The sequence below is a fragment of the Kribbella sp. ALI-6-A genome, from assembly GCF_001984195.1.
In the GTDB taxonomy this organism is placed as follows: domain Bacteria; phylum Actinomycetota; class Actinomycetes; order Propionibacteriales; family Kribbellaceae; genus Kribbella.
The window spans coordinates 306,833-322,568 of the sequence record NZ_MTQN01000010.1; the positions used below are offsets into that span (position 1 = coordinate 306,833).

The window sequence follows — 15,736 nt, forward strand, 5'->3', positions numbered from 1 at the left end:
AATCCGCGGCTCGGTACCGACAGATGAGTGACAGCACCTGACGATCGGAGTCGCGCCATGAAGTACCTGGTGATCCTGCACGCCGCCGACCAGCTCGATCCGCCGGACCATACGGCGTTCCGCCGCGCGGCGCAGGACGCCGGCGAGCTGGTCGACGGCCAGACGCTGGCCGACCCGTCGCTCGGCACGGTGCTCGGGACGCCGGGCGCGCCGATCCACGCCTTCTACCTGCTCGACGTCGACTCCCCGGCCCGGGCGGTCGAACTGGCCGAGCTGCTGCCCGAAGCTCGCGCGGAAGGTGCCGGGGTCGACGTACGGCCGGTCATGTTTTCGGCGGCGAGTGACTACTGAAGGTCGTCGCCGGATTCGGTGAACTTCGTTTCTGGCGCAGGCATCTAACAGTTGTCTCTTAAGGGGGGACAGCTCATGAAATCGATCCGTACCAACCGTCAACCGATCCGCACGCTCGTCGCGATCCTGGCCGTCGCCGCCGTACCGGTGGGCGCGGTCGCTGTGCCGGCGATGGCCGGCGCGTCCACCACCACCACCACCGCCACCACCTGCCCGACGGGCTGGGGGTCATTGCCTGAGGCAAGCACCTACCGCGGCGCCGGCACGCTGACCGGCGTCCGGACCGGACGGCACGCCTGTTTCGACCGGGTCGTCTTCGACGTCAAGGGTGCGCCGTCGTGGTTCCGGGTGCACTACGTCGAGAACGTTTCGACTGTGGGACAAGGTGAAATCGTGCCGCTGCGGGGAGGCGCGAAGCTGGAGATCGTGCTGTCGGTGCCGTCGTACGACGACGCGGGCCGCAGCACCTACAGCCCGGCCAACCCGAACGAACTGTCGAACGTCACCGGCTACCGGACCTTCCGGCAGCTCGCGACCGCGGGCAGCTTCGAAGGCGAGACCACGATCGGCCTGGGTGTCCGCGCCCGTCTGCCGTTCCGCGTCTTCACCCTCGCCGGCACCGGCACCACCAGCCGCATCGTGGTCGACGTCGCCCACAGCTGGTAAACACCTGGCATCGGCAACTTCGGTGCCCCCCGGCGCATCTAGCAAGTGTCCTAAGGGGATGACCACATGCCAGCTGTCGCCGCACTACCGGACGGGTACACCGTACGGCCTCCGGAACCTTCCGATGCCGAGGCGTTGTTCGCGATGCTTGCGGATTACAACACCGCCTTGATCGGGTTTTCCGACGCCACGGTGACCGAGGTGGCCGAGCGGATCGTCGAGCCTGGGTTCGATCGGAGGACCGACGGGTTCCTGGTGTTCGGTGGGGAAGGGCGGCCGGTGGGGTACGGGACCGCCTTCGGCAAGGGGGATCGGCAGGTCGTCGGCATCCAGGTGTGGTCCCGCACACCGGCGGTCGCCGCCTGGCTGTACGAGCGAACGATGGACCGGGCCCGCGAGATGGGCCGGCAGAACGGTCATGCGGAGATCACCGTCGAGACCGACATCTACCGGGCCGACGAGCCGCAGCGTGGTCTGCTGGCCGGTCACGCCTTCACCAACGGTACGACGTACCACCGGATGCGGATCGACCACGGCGAACCGGTCGCGAGGCCGGCGCCGCCGGCCGGTGTCGTCGTCCGGCGAGGTGCGTGGGACGACGCGTCCCGCTGGACCGCGCACGAGCTCATCATCGAGTGCTTTCAAGGCCAGTACGGCTTTGTGGTCCGGCCGCACGAGGAGTGGGTGGAGTACCTCGAACTGTCGTCCACCTTCGACTGGTCCCAGATGACGATGCTCGAGGTCGACGGCCGTGCGGTCGCGCTGCGCATCTGCACCGACGAGCACCTCGAGAACGACGACTGCGGGTGCGTCGGAATGCTGTGTGTGCTGGAGGAGTTTCGCGGGCGCGGGCTGGCGAGGTTCCTGCTGCAGGACGCGTTCGCCCACGACTCGGCCGCGGGCCGCGCCGGCACGATGCTCGACGTCGACACCAACAACCCGACGCCCGCGCTCGGCCTCTACCTGGCGGTCGGCATGCGACCGATCCTCGTCTCCGACGGGTGGCGCCGCGTCCTGTCGGTCAACTGAGGATCTTGAACCACAGGTTCGTCGCCTGGGGAACGGCGCTGTGGTGCACCCGTTCGAGCTGCACCGTGCGCCCGCCGGGGTAGTGGAACAGCGGAGTCCCGTCCCCGAGAAGGACCGGTACGACGATGGTGAGAACCTCGTCGAGCCGGCCCGCCTCGAGACACTGGCGGGCGATGTCGGCGCCGAGCACGTTGACGTAGCCGTCGCCGGCCGCGGCTTCGGCCGCCGCCAGCCCGGTGAGTACGTCGGGCACGAAGAAGACGCCGGGGGAGTCGGCGGCTGGGTGATGGGTGACCACGTACTGCGGCCCGTCCCAGCCGCCGCCGAAGGCCTTGCCTGCGTTCTCGTCGTTTTTGTGCGGATCGTCGCCGCGGTACGTCGTGGCGCCGACCAGCAGCGCGCCGACGTCGCCGATCAGCTCACCGACCAGCGGGTTGGGGCCGAGGTGGTCGGTCAGCCAGGACATGTCGCCGCCGGGACCGGCGATGTAGCCGTCGAGCGACATGGAGACGGAGTACAGGATCTTGGCCATCGAGAACGTCCTTCCGGGGTTGCCTTTCCAATGTTCAGACGAGCAGCCCCGGAAGAACTCATCGGTCAAGGAGCCTGAACGCCTGCTCGGGGTGCCTCGCTGTGCGCCGATCGTGACGAACCGTTGACGAACGAGGTCGGCGACTGCAAGCTTTGGCTACTACGGCGCAAGAAGTTGGCATACAAGCGCAAGTTACGTAGCTCCGCCCGCAGTTCCCGCCCAGACCTGAGGACGTCCATGAAACGGAGCCAGCCCCGCAGGCGGCTGATCGGTGGCCTGCTCTGCGCAGCCCTGATCCTCGCCGGTGCCACACCGGCCATCGCCTCCGCGACCGTCACCACCGACACCGCCCAGACCGCAGCCGCCGCCCCCGCGGCTGCGCTTCCGCGGACCTTGTCCGCGAGCAGCCAACTGGGGGAGTACCCGGCCACGAACGCCGGCGACGGCAATCAGAACTCGTACTGGGAAAGCAACAACAGCCAGTTCCCGCAGTGGTTGCGGGCGGACCTCGGCGCCACGAAGAGTGTCGACCGGGTCGTGCTCAAGCTCCCGTCCTCCTGGGGTGCCCGCACTCAGACCCTGTCCGTGCAGGGCAGCACCGACGGAACGTCGTACCGGGATGTCGTGACCAGCACCGGCTACGGCTTCAGCCCGGCCAACGCGAACACCGTGACGATCACGTTCCCGGCCACCAGCCTGCGCTACGTGCGGCTGAACATCACCGCGAACACCGGCTGGCCCGCCGGTCAGTTGTCCGAGTTCGAGGTGCACGGCCCGGACACCGGCGACACCCAGAGCCCGACCGCGCCCGGAAACCTGACCCTGACCGAGCCCGCGACCGGCCAGATCCGGCTCGCCTGGACCGCCGCCACCGACAACGTCGGCGTCACCGGGTACGTCGTCTACCGCAACAACACCGTCGTCACCACGGTCGCCGGCACCGTGCTCAGCTACACCGACAACCAGCCGTCCTCGGCGACCGTCGAGTACTTCGTCCGCGCGAAGGATGCCGCCGGCAACGAGTCCGGCGACAGCAACCGGGTCCGCCGGGCCGGTCAGGGCGGCGGCACCAACCTCGCGACCGGCAAGCCGATCGAGGCGTCGTCCACCGTGCACAGCTTCGTCGCCGCCAACGCCAACGACAACAACATCGCGACGTACTGGGAGTCCAACGGCTTCCCGGCCACGCTGACCGTCAAGCTCGGTTCGAACGCGGACGTGAGCTCGGTCGTGGTCAAGCTGAACCCCGACCAGGCCTGGGGCCAGCGCACCCAGAACTTCGAGGTGCTCGGCCGCGAGCAGAACGCGACGACCTTCAGCTCGCTGTCCGGCCGGGCGAACCACGTCTTCAACCCGTCCGCGCAGAACACCGTCGAGATCCCGGTCAGCGGACGGGTCGCCGACCTGCGGCTGCAGTTCTTCAGCAACACCGGCGCGCCCGGCGGCCAGGTCGCCGAGCTCCAGGTCGTCGGAACCGCCGCACCGAACCCGGACCTGGTCGTCAGCGACCTGTCGTGGACGCCGGCCACCCCGAGCGAGACCAGCCCGGTCACGCTCTCCGCGACTGTTCGCAACATCGGCTCGGCCGCTGCTCCGGCGAGCACGGTCAACTTCACCCTCGGCGGCACGGTCGTCGGCAGCTCCCCGGTCGGTGCGCTCGCCGCCGGTGCCTCGGCCACGGTCACCCTCAACGCGGGGACCCGCGCGCAGGGCAGCTACGCCGTCGGCGCGGTGGTCGACCCGACCAACACAGTGGTCGAGCAGAACAACGACAACAACTCCTTCACGGCGCCCACGCAACTGGTGATTGCGCAGGCGCCCGGCCCAGACCTCCAGATCACCGGGATCACCACCAACCCGGCCAACCCGGCGGTCGGGCAGGCCGTCAGCATCACCGTCGCGGTGCACAACCGTGGCACGTCGGCGTCCGCCGCCGGCTCGGTGACCCGGGTCGTCGTCGGCGGTACGACGCTGAACGGCAGCACCCCGGCGATCGCGGCAGGCGCCACCAGCAACGTCGCGATCAGCGGCACCTGGACGGCGACCAACGGCGGCGCGACGATCACCGCGACGGCCGACGCGACCAACGTCGTGGCCGAGACCAGTGAGACCAACAACACCTTCGCCCGGGCGATCGTGGTCGGCCGCGGCGCCGCCGTACCGTACACGTCGTACGAGGCGGAGGCGGCGAACTACCAAGGTCAGCTGCTGGTCTCGGACCCGCTGCGCACGTTCGGCCACACGAACTTCGCGACCGAGTCGTCGGGGCGCAGTTCGGTCCGGCTGGACAGCCAGGGCCAGTTCGTCGAGTTCACCTCGACCAACCAGTCGAACTCGATCGTGGTCCGCAACTCCATTCCCGACTCCGCCAACGGACAGGGGCTCGAGGCAACGATCAGCCTGTACGTGAACGGCACTTTCAGCCGCAAACTGACGCTGTCGTCACGGCACAGCTGGCTGTACGGCAACACCGACCAGCCCGAGGGCCTGACCAACACCCCAGGTGGTGACGCGCGCCGGCTGTTCGACGAGTCGCACGCGTTGCTCGGCACGTCGTACCCGCCGGGCACGAAGTTCAAGCTGCAGCGCGACGCGGGTGACACCGCGGCGTTCTACATCATCGACACGATCGACCTCGAGCAGGTCGCCCCCGCTGCGAGCCAACCACCCGGTTGTACGTCGATCACCCAGTACGGCGCGGTGCCGAACGACGGGATCGACGACGCGGCCGCGATCCAGCGGGCCGTCACCGACGACCAGAACGGCGTGATCGGCTGCGTCTGGATCCCGGCCGGCCAGTGGCGGCAGGAGAAGAAGATCCTCACCGACGACCCGCTGAACCGCGGTCAGTTCAACCAGGTCGGGATCAGCAACGTCACGATCCGCGGCGCGGGAATGTGGCACTCGCAGCTGTACTCGACGATCGAGCCGCAGAACGCGGGCGGCATCAACCACCCGCACGAAGGGAACTTCGGATTCGACATCGACAAGAACACGCAGATCTCGGACATCGCGATCTTCGGGTCCGGCCGGATCCGCGGTGGTGACGGCAACGCCGAGGGTGGCGTCGGCCTGAACGGCCGGTTCGGCACCGGGACCAAGATCAGCAACGTGTGGATCGAGCACGCGAACGTCGGGGTCTGGGTCGGCCGCGACTACGACAACATCCCGGAGCTGTGGGGCCCGGCCGACGGCCTGGAGTTCAGCGGGATGCGGATCCGCAACACCTACGCCGACGGGATCAACTTCAGCAACGGCACCCGGAACTCGAAGGTGTTCAACTCGTCGTTCCGCACCACCGGCGACGACGCGCTGGCGGTCTGGGCGAACAAGTACGTCAAGGATCAGGCGGTCGACGTCGCGCACACCAACTCGTTCACCAACAACACGATCCAGCTGCCCTGGCGGGCCAACGGGATCGCGGTGTACGGCGGCTACGACAACAAGATCGAGAACAACCTGATCTACGACACGATGAACTACCCCGGCATCATGCTGGCCACCGACCACGACCCGCTGCCGTTCTCCGGCCAGACCCTGATCGCCAACAACGGTCTGTACCGGTGTGGCGGCGTGTTCTGGAACGAGGACCAGGAGTTCGGCGCGATCACGCTGTTCCCGCAGAACCTGCCGATTCCCGGCGTCACCATCCGTGACACCGACATCGTCGACTCCACCTACGACGGGATCCAGTTCAAGACCGGCGGCGGCCTGATGCCGAACGTCGCGATCACGAACGTCCGGATCGACAAGTCGAACAACGGCGCCGGCATTCTGGCCATGGGCGGCGCCCGCGGCAACGCGGTGCTGACCAACACCACGATCACCAACTCCGCCGACGGCAACGTGGTGATCGAGCCCGGCTCGCAGTTCACCATCACCGGCCAGTAGTCCCCTCCGAAACCCCGGGCCCGGCGCCACAGCGCCGGGCCCGGGTGGGGATCAGCGGCCGCGCTGGTCGAGCTCCTTGACGATCTCCTCGGCGACGCGGCGGAGCTTGACGTTGTTGTCCTGGGACAGCCGGGTGAGGAAGGCGAACGCGCGTTCGTCGTTCAGGTTGTAGCGCTCCATCACGATGCCGACCGCCTGGCCGATCGTGCCGCGGGTGTGGATGGCCTGCTCCAGGTTGTCGATCTCCTGGGCGTAGCTGATCGCCATCGCGGCCTGGTGGGCGAACAGCTCGCTGAGCGATTCGAAGTCCTCGAAGGCACCGACCTCCTGGGAGTACAGGTTCAGCGCGCCCTGCGACTTCGGGGCGTCGAAGATCCGCACTCCCGCCTGGGCCCGGATACCGGACGAGATCGCGACCTTCGCATACCGGGGGAACCGCGCGTCGTTGGCCAGATCGGGGGCGACGACGTGGGCGGTCTCGGTCGCCGCGTAGTAGCAGGGACCTTCGCGCAGCTCGTACTGCGCGGCGTCGACCGGCATCAGCAACAGGTCGGTCGGAGCCACTGTCGACAAGGTCCCGTCGCTGTGCAGAATGGTGATGCTCGCGTACGCCACCATCGGCAGAACCTCCACCGCGGCCGCCGTGATCCGCCCGAGCGTGTGGTCGAGGTCACCCGGGGTGAGGGCCTTCGACAGCAGTTGCGCGGTTTCGAGCAAGCGCGAGTCATTCATGGCTTCGCCGTACCCATTCTGTACCCGTCCCAACCAGTTCCGTACGCCGTACGGTGGGCTCGCTGCGGCGGAACGCCGCGCGGTAGGCGTGCGGGGTGGTGCCGACCACCCGTTTGAACCGTTCCCGGAAGGCGGTGGGGGAGCCGAAACCGACCCGGCCGGCGATCCGGTCGACCGGCTGGCTGGTTGCTTCCAGCAACGACTGGGCCCGCCGGATCCGGCTGCGCAGCAACCACTGCAGGGGAGTGGTGCCGGTCTGCTCACGGAACCTGCGGCTCAGGGTCCGGGGACTGGTGCCCGCCTGGGCGGCGAGCTGCTCCAGCGTCAGGTCGCGCGTGCAGTGCTCCTCCATCCAGCGCAGCAACGGCTCGAGTTCGGAGCCGCGCGGACTCGGCGGCTGGTCGTGCACGATGAACTGCGCCTGCCCTCCCTCGCGCTCCAGCGGCATCACCGCGGTCCGCGCCGCGTCCGCCGCGACCGCGGAGCCGTAGTCCCGCCGCACCAGGTGCAGGCACAGATCGAGCCCGGCGGCGGCGCCCGCCGAGGTGAGGAACTGGCCGTTGTCGACGTAGAGCACGTTCGGGTCGACCTCGATCTCCGGGTGGCGCTCGGCGAGCTGGTCGGCGGCGTACCAGTGGGTGGTGGCGCGGTGCCCGTCGAGCAGTCCGGTGGCGGCGAACACGAACGCGCCGACGCAGATCGAGGCGATCCGTGTCCCCTGGGCCGCGGCGGCGCGAATCGCGTCGAGCACCTGGTCAGGAACCGGTCGCAGGTCGCGGCAGCCGGGCAGCACGATCGTGTCGGCCTCCGCCAGCGCCTCCAGCCCGTACGGCGGTTGCAGCGCGAACGCGCCGGCCGAGACCGAGGGCGTGACGCCGCAGACCCGCACCTCGTACGCCGGGCGGCCGTCGGGCAGCCGCGCCCAGCTGAACACCTCGATCGGCGTCGCCAGATCGAACGGGATGACGTCGTCCAGCGCCAGGACCGCCACGGTGTGCATGGCTGGATAGTAGACAGTCAGTTGATTCCCGCCAAAGCGCTGAGTCGACAAATCGCCTGTTGACAGCGTTGGCGAGAATCCGATGGAACGTGGCTATCCAGCCAGTTCCGTCGGGCGCGGCACGGCCGCTACCTTCTCGGGGTGACCAAGCTGCTGCTCTCGATCCACGTGATCGCGGCGATCATCGCCATTGGGCCGGTGGCCGTCGCGGCCAGTCGATTCCCGGCGACCGTGCGACGCCTGCTGGCCGAGCCGAGTCAGGTGAGCGACCCGGACGGCGCGGTGCCCACTGCCGCGATGAACCGCGCCACCGAAGCGGCCCTCGCCGTGCGGGCGGAGCGCGACGTGAGCGAGCTGCGGACGCTGCACCGGATCTGCCGCGTCTACGCCGTCGTCGGGATCGCCGTACCGGCGTTCGGGCTGGCGACCGCGAGGAGCCTGGACGTGCTCGGTGACGTCTGGCTGATCATCTCGATCGTGCTGACCGCGTGCGCGGCCGCCGTACTGGTCCTGCTTGTGCTGCCCGGTCAGCAGCGTGTTCTGGCCGGCACGCCCGATCACACGGCCCCGGGCCGCCTGGCGATGCACGCCGGACTCTTCAACCTGCTCTGGGCCACCGTGACGGTCCTGATGATCGCCCGCCCGGGCTCGACGACAGGAGCCTGAGCATGGCCAAGTGGACCCCGCTCCGCGCCGCCGCGACCGCCGAGGTCGTCTCCCTGGTGATTTTGTTCGCCAACCTCTTCACCGTGCACTGGCCGGCTGTGTCCTCGCTGATCGGGCCGACCCACGGGTGCTGCTACCTGCTCGTGGTCATCCTCACCGCGCGGGAGGCGCGCGCGAGCAGGGCGACCAAGCTGATCGCCCTGATTCCCGCCGTCGGCGGGCTGCTCGTGCTGCGTCGGCTCGGCACCGAAGTTGCTCTCAGCAACGAGCGTTGAGCCGCAGATCTAGGCGCCGGACAGCCGCACGTCGTTGGCCGTGGCGGTGACGACCAGGGACTGGCCCTGGACGGCGGCCTGGGTGACGGTCGCGCCGAACGGCAGTTCCGGAATCCGGATGCCCCGGGCGAGCAGTGCGGTGAGCATCGTCCGCACCCGCGCCGGTACCCCGTCCGGCAGGTTGTCGACGATCAGCCCGATCCGTCCGTTGCGCACCTCGGGCCGGACGGTCGCGACCGCGTCGACCCCGCGGACCGTCGCCTGCAGCTTCTCGCCGGCCGCCGTCAGCTTCAGGCCGTCGATCCCGCTGGCGCCGGCGGTGAGCCGGGTCAGCGCGTCCGGCGACATCCGCAGCCGGATGTCGGCCTGGCCGATCACCACGGTGGCACTGGTGTCGCCGGTCAGCATCTCGCGCGGAACCTGGACGCCGGTCATCACCATCGTCAGGTCCTCGGCCGACACCTTCGAGACGCTCGGCCGGTCCATCGTCACGGTGATCTCGGAGAACTCGCCCCGGGCCAGCTGCGGCAGGAACCCGAAGCCGCCGATCTCCGCCGTCGTGCTCGCGGCGGTCACGTCGTACTGGGCCGCCTCGTTGACCGCCTCGGTCGCCAGCCGCTTCTCGGCCACCGATTCGGCGACCCGGTCGCCGACCACCGCGATCAGCAGCAGGATCACCAGGACGATCAGCAGCCCGCGGCCTCGCCGGCGTGGCTTCGCGGTGCTCATGGGCGGTTTCCAGGAGTTCTCACGGGCGCGAGCCTAGCGGCGCGACGGCCGACGCGGGTGCCGCTACCGTGATCCGGATGAACCGCATCGGTTACGTCATCGTCTACGTCGGCGACCTGGACGCCTCGATCGCCTTCTACCGCGACGTTCTCGGGCTGCCGCACCGGTTCACCGACGCCGGGTACGCCGAGTTCGGGACCGAGGCGCCTCGCTTCGCGCTGTACGAGCGGCGCCGCGCCGAGTGGCTCACCGGCGGCCCGGTCAGCCCGGGGCCGGCCGCCGAGGTGGTGCTGATCGTGCCCGACGTCGACGCGGAGGCCGCGCGGCTGGCGGCGCACGGCGTACCGATTCTCAGCGGTCCCGCCGATCGGCCGTGGGGTCACCGCACGGTGCACGTCGCCGACCCCGACGGCTTCGTCGTCGAACTCGCCCAGGAGATCCCGCGGACGCGGTCGCGCCGTCCCTGAGTGTGGCCGTCAGCGGCGGTGGCCGTAGCGGTGCCGGCGGTGGTGCATCGGACCGCCGAACAAGGCGATCCAGAAGAACACCCACAGCACCCACGGCGCCGCGAACGAGACGCTTGCGATGACGAGCCCGACCATCAGGAACGGCAGCAGGAACAGGAACGCCGGTGGGCGGCCCTGCACCTCCCAGCGCGGCTGCCGCCGTACGGCGACCTGCGCCGCCGGATCGGGCAGGTCGGCGAACAGCGGTGCGAGCTCGTCGTCGTACCGGGCCTTGGTCGCTCGTTCGCTGCGCTCCTCGAACTCGTCCTGGGTCAATCGCCCCGCGACGAAGTGGTCGCTCAGCAAGGCGACGGCCTGGTCCCGCTCGGCGTCCCCGATCCGCAGTGACGCGGTGCGCTCCGGGAAGCTCATGACCGGTCCTGCTCGTCGTCGCTGAGGATGCCGTACAGGGTGCGGCGCAGCTCGATCAGCGCCTTGCGCGCCTTGGCCTGCTGCTCCGGAGTCCCGGTCGCGAGCACCTGCCACAACGCCGTACCGACTTGGCCGAGCAGGGGCTTCAGCCCGTTCTCGTCGCCGTCGGAGCCGGCGCTCATCGCCTCCCAGGGCGCCGACACCTCGTCGGCGTGCTCGGCGACGTACGCGCGTCCTTCGTCGGTCAGCGTGAACGTCCGCCGTCCGACCGCGGCGTCGGCCGTCACCAGACCTTCGTCCTCCAACTGCTGAAGGGTCGGGTAGATCGAACCCGGGCTGGGCTTCCAGGCCCCGCCGCTGCGCTCGGCGACCACCTGGATGATCTGGTAGCCGTTCATCGGCTCCTCGGCCAGCACCGCCAGGATCGCCGCCCGGACGTCACCACGCCGGGCCTTCGCCTGCCGCCAGCCCCGCGGCCCCGGCCCGCCGGCCCACGGCGGCCCGAACATCGGCCCGGCACCCCACATTCCACCGAAGCCCTGATGGTGATGCCCGCCGTGCCGCTGCCGCCCGGTCATCGCGGCCAGCACCTCTTCCTTGATCTGTTCGAACGACGAACAGCCCTGCATGAACTGCCCGAACGGCCACCCCGCCGCGTATGCCGATCCACCCATCACCGTCTCCCTAACCCAGAGGTTGCGATAGTTCGACGATATATCGCGAACGGTCGTCACCCAAGAGTTTGCCGCGGCCGGTGTGAGGCGGTGCGCCGACGGGCACCGGAGGGCCACAGTTCTTCGTGAGGGAGTGTGCGATGACCAACCCCAGCAACCGGTACGAGAACCTGACGCCGACGCGGTTCGAGAAGACCCACGACATCAGCGACAGCGAGATCAACGAGGCGCTCGAGAACGGGCCGGTCGACGAGGCGGAGCTGACCGATCGCGACGTGCAGCACGACGACGGCGCGCCGCCGTACGCGGACCGCAACGACACGCCGCAGCCGCCGACCCGGGAGAGCGGAGACTGACAACGTTGAGCGTTCACTTGAACGCGGTGGGTAGGTTTGCCGGACAGCTCCAGGCTCGTCCCCAACCCTCCACGACCGAAGGATTTCGCGATGAGCATCTTCGACAAGTTCAAGGACAAGGCGTCCGAGATGTTGCAGGGCGCCGGTGACAAGGTCACCGAAGCGACCGGCATCGACGTCAGCGGCGTCACCGATCACCTCGGCGGCGCCGCCGACGGCGTGACCGACCAGGCGCAGGGTGCCGCCGACCAGGCCCAGGGCCACGCCGACGGTTTCGCCGACCAGGCGCAGGGTCACGTCGACAACGCCCAGCAGTACGCCGACGGCGCGGCCGGCCAGTTCACCGAGGCCACCGGTGTCGACGTACCGGTCGACGGCGTCGGCGACCAGGTCACCCAGGCGACCGACGGTCTCACCGAATCCGGCCAGGGCGTCGCCGACCAGGCGCAGGGTCACGTCGACAACGCCGCGGACCGGTTCAAGGACCTCGGCCCGCAGTAGGCACAATCACTGCATGGCCAACCGTTCCGACCGCCGTACGGGCGACTCTTCGTGCCCGTGCGGCTTGGGCACTTCCTACGCCGCCTGCTGCGGCGCGCTGCACGACGGCAGCAAGCAGGCGGCGACCGCCGAGCAGCTGATGCGCTCGCGCTACTCCGCCTTCGTGGTCGAGGACGCGCCGTACCTGCTGCGTACCTGGTCTGCGAAGACCCGCCCGCGGACCCTGCGGTTCGAGGCCGGTCTGCAGTGGACCGGCCTCGAGATCCTCGGCACGGAAGGCGGATCCGCCTTCCACACCGAGGGCACCGTCGAGTTCCGCGCGTCGTACGTCGGCGGCGACCAGCACGAGAACAGCTACTTCACCCGCGAGGACGGCCTGTGGGTGTACGTCGAACCTACGACCGCAGGAACTCCAGCAAATCGGCGTTGATCACGTCGGCGTGCGTCGTCGGCATGCCGTGCGGGAAGTCCTGGTAGGTCTTCAGCGTGCCGTTCTGCAACAGCTCCGCGGACCGCGGCCCGGAGGCGACGTACGGCACGATCTGGTCGTCCTCGCTGTGCATCACCAGCACCGGCAGGGTGATCTTGCGCAGGTCCTCGGTGAAATCGGTCTGCGAGAACGCCACGATCCCGTCGTAGTGGGCCTTCGCGCCGCCCATCATTCCTTGCCGCCACCAGTTCTCGATCACCGCTTCGGACGCCTCGGCGCCGGGCCGGTTGAATCCGTAGAACGGTCCGGACGGCAACGCCCGGTAGAACTCCGACCGGTTCGCCGCGAGCTGCGCCTGCAGGTCGTCGAACACGTCCTTGGGCAGGCCGTCGGGGTTCGCGTCGGTCTTCACCATCAACGGCGGGACGGCGCACAGGATCGCCGCCTTCGACGCGCGGTCCTCCCCGTGCCGGGCCAGGTAGTGCACGACCTCGCCACCGCCGGTCGAGTGCCCGACGTGGATCGCGTCGCGCAGATCGAGGTGCTCGACCACGGCCCTGAGGTCGTCGGCGTAGTGGTCCATGTCGTGGCCGTCGCCGGTCTGTGTCGAGCGCCCGTGCCCGCGCCGGTCGTGAGCGACGACCCGATAGCCCTGCTGCAGGAAGAACAGCATCTGGTTGTCCCAGTCGTCGCTCGACAGCGGCCAGCCGTGACTGAACACGATCGGCTGCCCGCTACCCCAGTCCTTGTAGAAGATCTCCGTACCGTCGCCCGTGGTGATCGTGCCCATGGTTTCCGCCCCTCTTCACGCCGTCGGACAGGTCAGCGTGCCCCCAGCACCAGCCAACGGTAAGCCTGTTCGTCGCGCGGAGCGAATCCGTCTCGCTCAGGCGTCGACCGTGAACGGGTCGTGTTCGGTGAGCAACTTGTCGAGCCGGGCTTGGTGCACCAGCCCGACCACCATTGCCGTCACCGAGATCCCACATGAGGGGAACCACTCAGCTGGTGACCTGGATGATGGTCCGGCCGCGGGTGTGCGAGGTGAACGCGGCGGGCGCTTCGTCGAGCGGGCGGACCGTCGTGACCAGGGGAGTGAGTCGGCCGTCGCGGAGCCTGGTCGCGAGCAGGGCCAGTTGTTCGCGGTTGGGCTCGACGACGAAAAAGATCGCGCGGCCGTCGTCGGGGTGAACGGTCGGCGGACCGGCGATCGTGACGAGAGTGCCGCCCGGCCGCACGAGTGCGGTGGAGCGGTCACGGATGTCGCCGCCGATGACGTCGAGGACGACGTCGACCTGGCCGGCGTCCTCCAGCTTCTCGCCGTCCAGGTCGAGAAACTCGTGAACGCCGAGTTCGCGGGCCAAGTCCTGGTCGGCTGCCCGGCCGGTGCCGATGATGTGGGCGCCGACCTCGCGGGCCAGTTGAGCGGCGACGGAGCCGACGGCGCCGGCGATCCCGTGGATCAGGACGCTCTGGCCGGTGGCGAGCTGGGCGTGGTCGAACAGCGCTTGCCACGCCGTCAGGCCGGAGATGGGGAGAGCGGCGGCGGTGACGTGGTCGACGTCGGCGGGCAGCGGGGCGAGGTTGCGCGCCTCCACGGCGACGTACTCGGCGAGTGAACCGTCGCGGGTCCAGTCGGCCAGTCCGAAGACCCGCTGGCCGACTGTGAGGCCGGTCGTACCGAAGCCGAGTCCGACGACGACACCCGACAACTCGTGGCCGGGAACACTCGGCGTTCGGTCTCGTCCGGCCCGGTCGGTCCACGTACCGGGCCAGTCCAGCTCGCCACGGGTGAAGCCGGCGGCGTGGACCTGCACGACGACGTCGTTCTCGGCCGCGTGGGGGTAGGGCAGCTCGGTCAGCGACATTCCGGCGACGCCGGCTTCGCGATCCTGGACGGTGATGGCACGCATGAGGGTCCTTCGGTGTCGTTTGTGTCAGTCGTTCGCTGTCGACGGTACTCACTCGGGGCGCGTCGTCGGTGGGCCATTTGCGGGCGGTCTCGATGGGCCGCTTTCGGGTGGGTCGCTCTCTTGGTTGCCTTCGGCCACAATCTCGCTCCGGTCGGTGCGATCAGCGCTACTGCGGGTGTGATCAGGGGAAATACCAGGCCCGAAGTTGTGCATTTCGCATGCGCGCGGATGGCCGGGGTACCGCCCAGCAACCCAGCGCAGACGTGAGGAGAATGCTGATGATCACCAAGGAGCAGGTCCAGGAACTGATCGGTCGAGAGGCCTACGGCAGTGACGGCGACAAGATCGGCAAGCTCGGCCAGGTGTACCTCGACGACCAGACCGGGCAGCCGGAATTCGCGACGGTCAACACGGGGCTCTTCGGGATGAGCGAGAGCTTCATTCCACTGGCCGACGCGAGCGTGACCGGCGACGGCCTGGCGGTGCCGTTCAGCAAGGACCGCGTCAAGGACGCGCCGAACGTCAGCCCGGACGGCGGGCACCTGTCGCCGGAGGACGAGCAGCGGCTGTACGAGTACTACGGCCTGGACTACGACCGGTCGGCCGGGCTGGGCTACGACGAGTCAGGCGACCTGGGGTACGACGGATCGGTCGGCGACCGCGACGACGTCGACGGCACGGTGGGCCGGGACACGTCCGGCCCGACGACCGACGACGCGATGACTCGCTCGGAGGAGCGGCTCGACGTCGGCACCAGGAGCGAGGAGGCCGGCCGGGTCCGGCTGCGCAAGTACGTCGAGACCGAGCACGTGCAGACTACCGTGCCGGTGCAGCGCGAGCGGGCGGTGATCGAGCGCGAGCCGATCACCGACGAGAACTTCGACGAGGCGACCTCCGGCCCGGAGATCTCCGAGGAGGAGCACGAGGTCGTGCTGCACGAGGAGAAGCCGGTCGTCAGCACGCACGCCGAGCCGGTCGAGCGTGTTCGTCTCGGCAAGGAGCAGCGCACCGACCAGGAAACCGTCAGCGGTGAGGTGCGCAAGGAGCGCATCGAGACCGACGGCGACGTGGACAACCGGTAGCTGTCCGGATCGGACCACCGCCCGACGGAGGGCC

At 69.1% G+C, this 15,736-nt stretch carries 19 protein-coding genes; 11 read left to right on the forward strand and 8 right to left on the reverse strand.

Annotated elements, in window-relative coordinates; translation table 11 throughout:
* Positions 1-57: 57 nt before the first annotated feature.
* From BWI15_RS15770 to BWI15_RS15780, 3 genes are all read left to right on the forward strand, one after another.
* Positions 58-351 carry a YciI family protein gene (locus tag BWI15_RS15770; RefSeq protein ID WP_077015169.1) on the forward strand — a complete coding sequence of 98 codons (294 nt, stop codon included), beginning with the start codon at positions 58-60 and terminating at the stop codon, positions 349-351.
* Between the two features lie 75 nt (positions 352-426).
* Positions 427-1,017: an AMIN-like domain-containing (lipo)protein gene (locus BWI15_RS15775; RefSeq protein WP_077015170.1), complete on the forward strand. Its 591-nt coding sequence runs from the start codon at positions 427-429 to the stop codon at positions 1,015-1,017.
* A gap of 168 nt (positions 1,018-1,185) precedes the next feature.
* The gene (locus tag BWI15_RS15780) at positions 1,186-2,046 is read left to right on the forward strand and encodes a GNAT family N-acetyltransferase (RefSeq protein WP_168197320.1); all 861 of its coding nucleotides are present in this window, start codon (positions 1,186-1,188) and stop codon (positions 2,044-2,046) included.
* On the opposite strand, the gene BWI15_RS15785 is transcribed toward BWI15_RS15780, so the two are convergent.
* The gene (locus BWI15_RS15785; RefSeq protein WP_077015172.1) at positions 2,039-2,578 is read right to left on the reverse strand and encodes a dihydrofolate reductase family protein; all 540 of its coding nucleotides are present in this window, start codon (positions 2,576-2,578) and stop codon (positions 2,039-2,041) included. The genes BWI15_RS15780 and BWI15_RS15785 overlap by 8 nt on opposite strands.
* 237 nt (positions 2,579-2,815) lie before the next feature.
* On the opposite strand from BWI15_RS15785, the gene BWI15_RS15790 reads away from it, so the two are divergent.
* Positions 2,816-6,469, forward strand: a complete 3,654-nt coding sequence (locus tag BWI15_RS15790; RefSeq protein WP_077015173.1) for a CARDB domain-containing protein — start codon at positions 2,816-2,818, stop codon at positions 6,467-6,469.
* Positions 6,470-6,520: 51 nt separating this feature from the next.
* Here BWI15_RS15790 and BWI15_RS15795 read toward each other — a convergent pair whose 3' ends face one another.
* The gene (locus BWI15_RS15795; protein ID WP_077015174.1) at positions 6,521-7,201 is read right to left on the reverse strand and encodes a GAF and ANTAR domain-containing protein; all 681 of its coding nucleotides are present in this window, start codon (positions 7,199-7,201) and stop codon (positions 6,521-6,523) included.
* Positions 7,194-8,201: a GlxA family transcriptional regulator gene (locus BWI15_RS15800; protein ID WP_083750799.1), complete on the reverse strand. Its 1,008-nt coding sequence runs from the start codon at positions 8,199-8,201 to the stop codon at positions 7,194-7,196. Before BWI15_RS15800 ends, BWI15_RS15795 begins: the two co-directional genes overlap by 8 nt.
* Before the next feature lie 141 nt (positions 8,202-8,342).
* Here BWI15_RS15800 and BWI15_RS15805 point away from each other — a divergent pair, with 141 nt between their 5' ends.
* Entirely contained in the window at positions 8,343-8,867 is a 525-nt protein-coding gene (locus BWI15_RS15805; protein WP_077015175.1) for a hypothetical protein, read from the forward strand.
* A 2-nt stretch (positions 8,868-8,869) separates the two neighbouring features.
* On the forward strand, positions 8,870-9,142 hold the full coding sequence (locus BWI15_RS15810) for a DUF3817 domain-containing protein (protein WP_077015176.1): 273 nt from the start codon (positions 8,870-8,872) through the stop codon (positions 9,140-9,142).
* 9 nt (positions 9,143-9,151) lie between these two features.
* On the opposite strand, the gene BWI15_RS15815 is transcribed toward BWI15_RS15810, so the two are convergent.
* A complete protein-coding gene (locus tag BWI15_RS15815) occupies positions 9,152-9,871 on the reverse strand; it encodes an LmeA family phospholipid-binding protein (protein ID WP_077015177.1) in 720 nt (239 codons plus the stop codon).
* Between the two features lie 77 nt (positions 9,872-9,948).
* On the opposite strand from BWI15_RS15815, the gene BWI15_RS15820 reads away from it, so the two are divergent.
* On the forward strand, positions 9,949-10,338 hold the full coding sequence (locus BWI15_RS15820; RefSeq protein WP_077015178.1) for a VOC family protein: 390 nt from the start codon (positions 9,949-9,951) through the stop codon (positions 10,336-10,338).
* Between the two features lie 9 nt (positions 10,339-10,347).
* Here BWI15_RS15820 and BWI15_RS15825 read toward each other — a convergent pair whose 3' ends face one another.
* Both BWI15_RS15825 and BWI15_RS15830 read right to left on the reverse strand, forming a co-directional pair.
* Entirely contained in the window at positions 10,348-10,749 is a 402-nt protein-coding gene (locus BWI15_RS15825; protein ID WP_077015179.1) for a DUF1707 SHOCT-like domain-containing protein, read from the reverse strand.
* Positions 10,746-11,423, reverse strand: a complete 678-nt coding sequence (locus BWI15_RS15830; RefSeq protein ID WP_077015180.1) for a PadR family transcriptional regulator — start codon at positions 11,421-11,423, stop codon at positions 10,746-10,748. Before BWI15_RS15830 ends, BWI15_RS15825 begins: the two co-directional genes overlap by 4 nt.
* A gap of 140 nt (positions 11,424-11,563) precedes the next feature.
* Here BWI15_RS15830 and BWI15_RS15835 point away from each other — a divergent pair, with 140 nt between their 5' ends.
* The 3 genes from BWI15_RS15835 (at position 11,564) to BWI15_RS15845 (ending at position 12,710) form a co-directional block, all read left to right on the forward strand.
* Positions 11,564-11,779: a hypothetical protein gene (locus BWI15_RS15835; RefSeq protein ID WP_077015181.1), complete on the forward strand. Its 216-nt coding sequence runs from the start codon at positions 11,564-11,566 to the stop codon at positions 11,777-11,779.
* Positions 11,780-11,869: 90 nt separating this feature from the next.
* On the forward strand, positions 11,870-12,280 hold the full coding sequence (locus BWI15_RS15840; RefSeq protein WP_077015182.1) for a hypothetical protein: 411 nt from the start codon (positions 11,870-11,872) through the stop codon (positions 12,278-12,280).
* Between the two features lie 13 nt (positions 12,281-12,293).
* Positions 12,294-12,710, forward strand: a complete 417-nt coding sequence (locus BWI15_RS15845) for a YchJ family protein (RefSeq protein WP_077015183.1) — start codon at positions 12,294-12,296, stop codon at positions 12,708-12,710.
* On the opposite strand, the gene BWI15_RS15850 is transcribed toward BWI15_RS15845, so the two are convergent.
* Complete coding sequence (locus BWI15_RS15850; protein ID WP_077015184.1) at positions 12,676-13,500, reverse strand: alpha/beta fold hydrolase; 825 nt, start codon at positions 13,498-13,500, stop codon at positions 12,676-12,678. The two genes, BWI15_RS15845 and BWI15_RS15850, sit on opposite strands and share 35 nt — an antisense overlap.
* A 208-nt stretch (positions 13,501-13,708) precedes the next feature.
* A complete protein-coding gene (locus tag BWI15_RS15855; protein ID WP_077015185.1) occupies positions 13,709-14,620 on the reverse strand; it encodes an NADP-dependent oxidoreductase in 912 nt (303 codons plus the stop codon).
* Positions 14,621-14,898: 278 nt separating this feature from the next.
* Here BWI15_RS15855 and BWI15_RS15860 point away from each other — a divergent pair, with 278 nt between their 5' ends.
* On the forward strand, positions 14,899-15,702 hold the full coding sequence (locus BWI15_RS15860; protein ID WP_077016006.1) for a DUF2382 domain-containing protein: 804 nt from the start codon (positions 14,899-14,901) through the stop codon (positions 15,700-15,702).
* Positions 15,703-15,736: the final 34 nt, after the last annotated feature.

Bases quoted from the DNA above. Each gene is read 5' to 3' on its own strand.
- BWI15_RS15845 (WP_077015183.1), top strand. From the start codon at position 12,294: ATGGCCAACCGTTCCGACCGCCGTACGGGCGACTCTTCGTGCCCGTGC.
- BWI15_RS15800 (WP_083750799.1), bottom strand. From the start codon at position 8,201: ATGCACACCGTGGCGGTCCTGGCGCTGGACGACGTCATCCCGTTCGAT.
- BWI15_RS15810 (WP_077015176.1), top strand. From the start codon at position 8,870: ATGGCCAAGTGGACCCCGCTCCGCGCCGCCGCGACCGCCGAGGTCGTC.
- BWI15_RS15830 (WP_077015180.1), bottom strand. From the start codon at position 11,423: ATGGGTGGATCGGCATACGCGGCGGGGTGGCCGTTCGGGCAGTTCATG.
- BWI15_RS15790 (WP_077015173.1), top strand. From the start codon at position 2,816: ATGAAACGGAGCCAGCCCCGCAGGCGGCTGATCGGTGGCCTGCTCTGC.
- BWI15_RS15835 (WP_077015181.1), top strand. From the start codon at position 11,564: ATGACCAACCCCAGCAACCGGTACGAGAACCTGACGCCGACGCGGTTC.
- BWI15_RS15815 (WP_077015177.1), bottom strand. From the start codon at position 9,871: ATGAGCACCGCGAAGCCACGCCGGCGAGGCCGCGGGCTGCTGATCGTC.
- BWI15_RS15840 (WP_077015182.1), top strand. From the start codon at position 11,870: ATGAGCATCTTCGACAAGTTCAAGGACAAGGCGTCCGAGATGTTGCAG.
- BWI15_RS15850 (WP_077015184.1), bottom strand. From the start codon at position 13,500: ATGGGCACGATCACCACGGGCGACGGTACGGAGATCTTCTACAAGGAC.
- BWI15_RS15795 (WP_077015174.1), bottom strand. From the start codon at position 7,201: ATGAATGACTCGCGCTTGCTCGAAACCGCGCAACTGCTGTCGAAGGCC.
- BWI15_RS15825 (WP_077015179.1), bottom strand. From the start codon at position 10,749: ATGAGCTTCCCGGAGCGCACCGCGTCACTGCGGATCGGGGACGCCGAG.
- BWI15_RS15770 (WP_077015169.1), top strand. From the start codon at position 58: ATGAAGTACCTGGTGATCCTGCACGCCGCCGACCAGCTCGATCCGCCG.
- BWI15_RS15860 (WP_077016006.1), top strand. From the start codon at position 14,899: ATGATCACCAAGGAGCAGGTCCAGGAACTGATCGGTCGAGAGGCCTAC.
- BWI15_RS15855 (WP_077015185.1), bottom strand. From the start codon at position 14,620: ATGCGTGCCATCACCGTCCAGGATCGCGAAGCCGGCGTCGCCGGAATG.
- BWI15_RS15820 (WP_077015178.1), top strand. From the start codon at position 9,949: ATGAACCGCATCGGTTACGTCATCGTCTACGTCGGCGACCTGGACGCC.
- BWI15_RS15775 (WP_077015170.1), top strand. From the start codon at position 427: ATGAAATCGATCCGTACCAACCGTCAACCGATCCGCACGCTCGTCGCG.
- BWI15_RS15785 (WP_077015172.1), bottom strand. From the start codon at position 2,578: ATGGCCAAGATCCTGTACTCCGTCTCCATGTCGCTCGACGGCTACATC.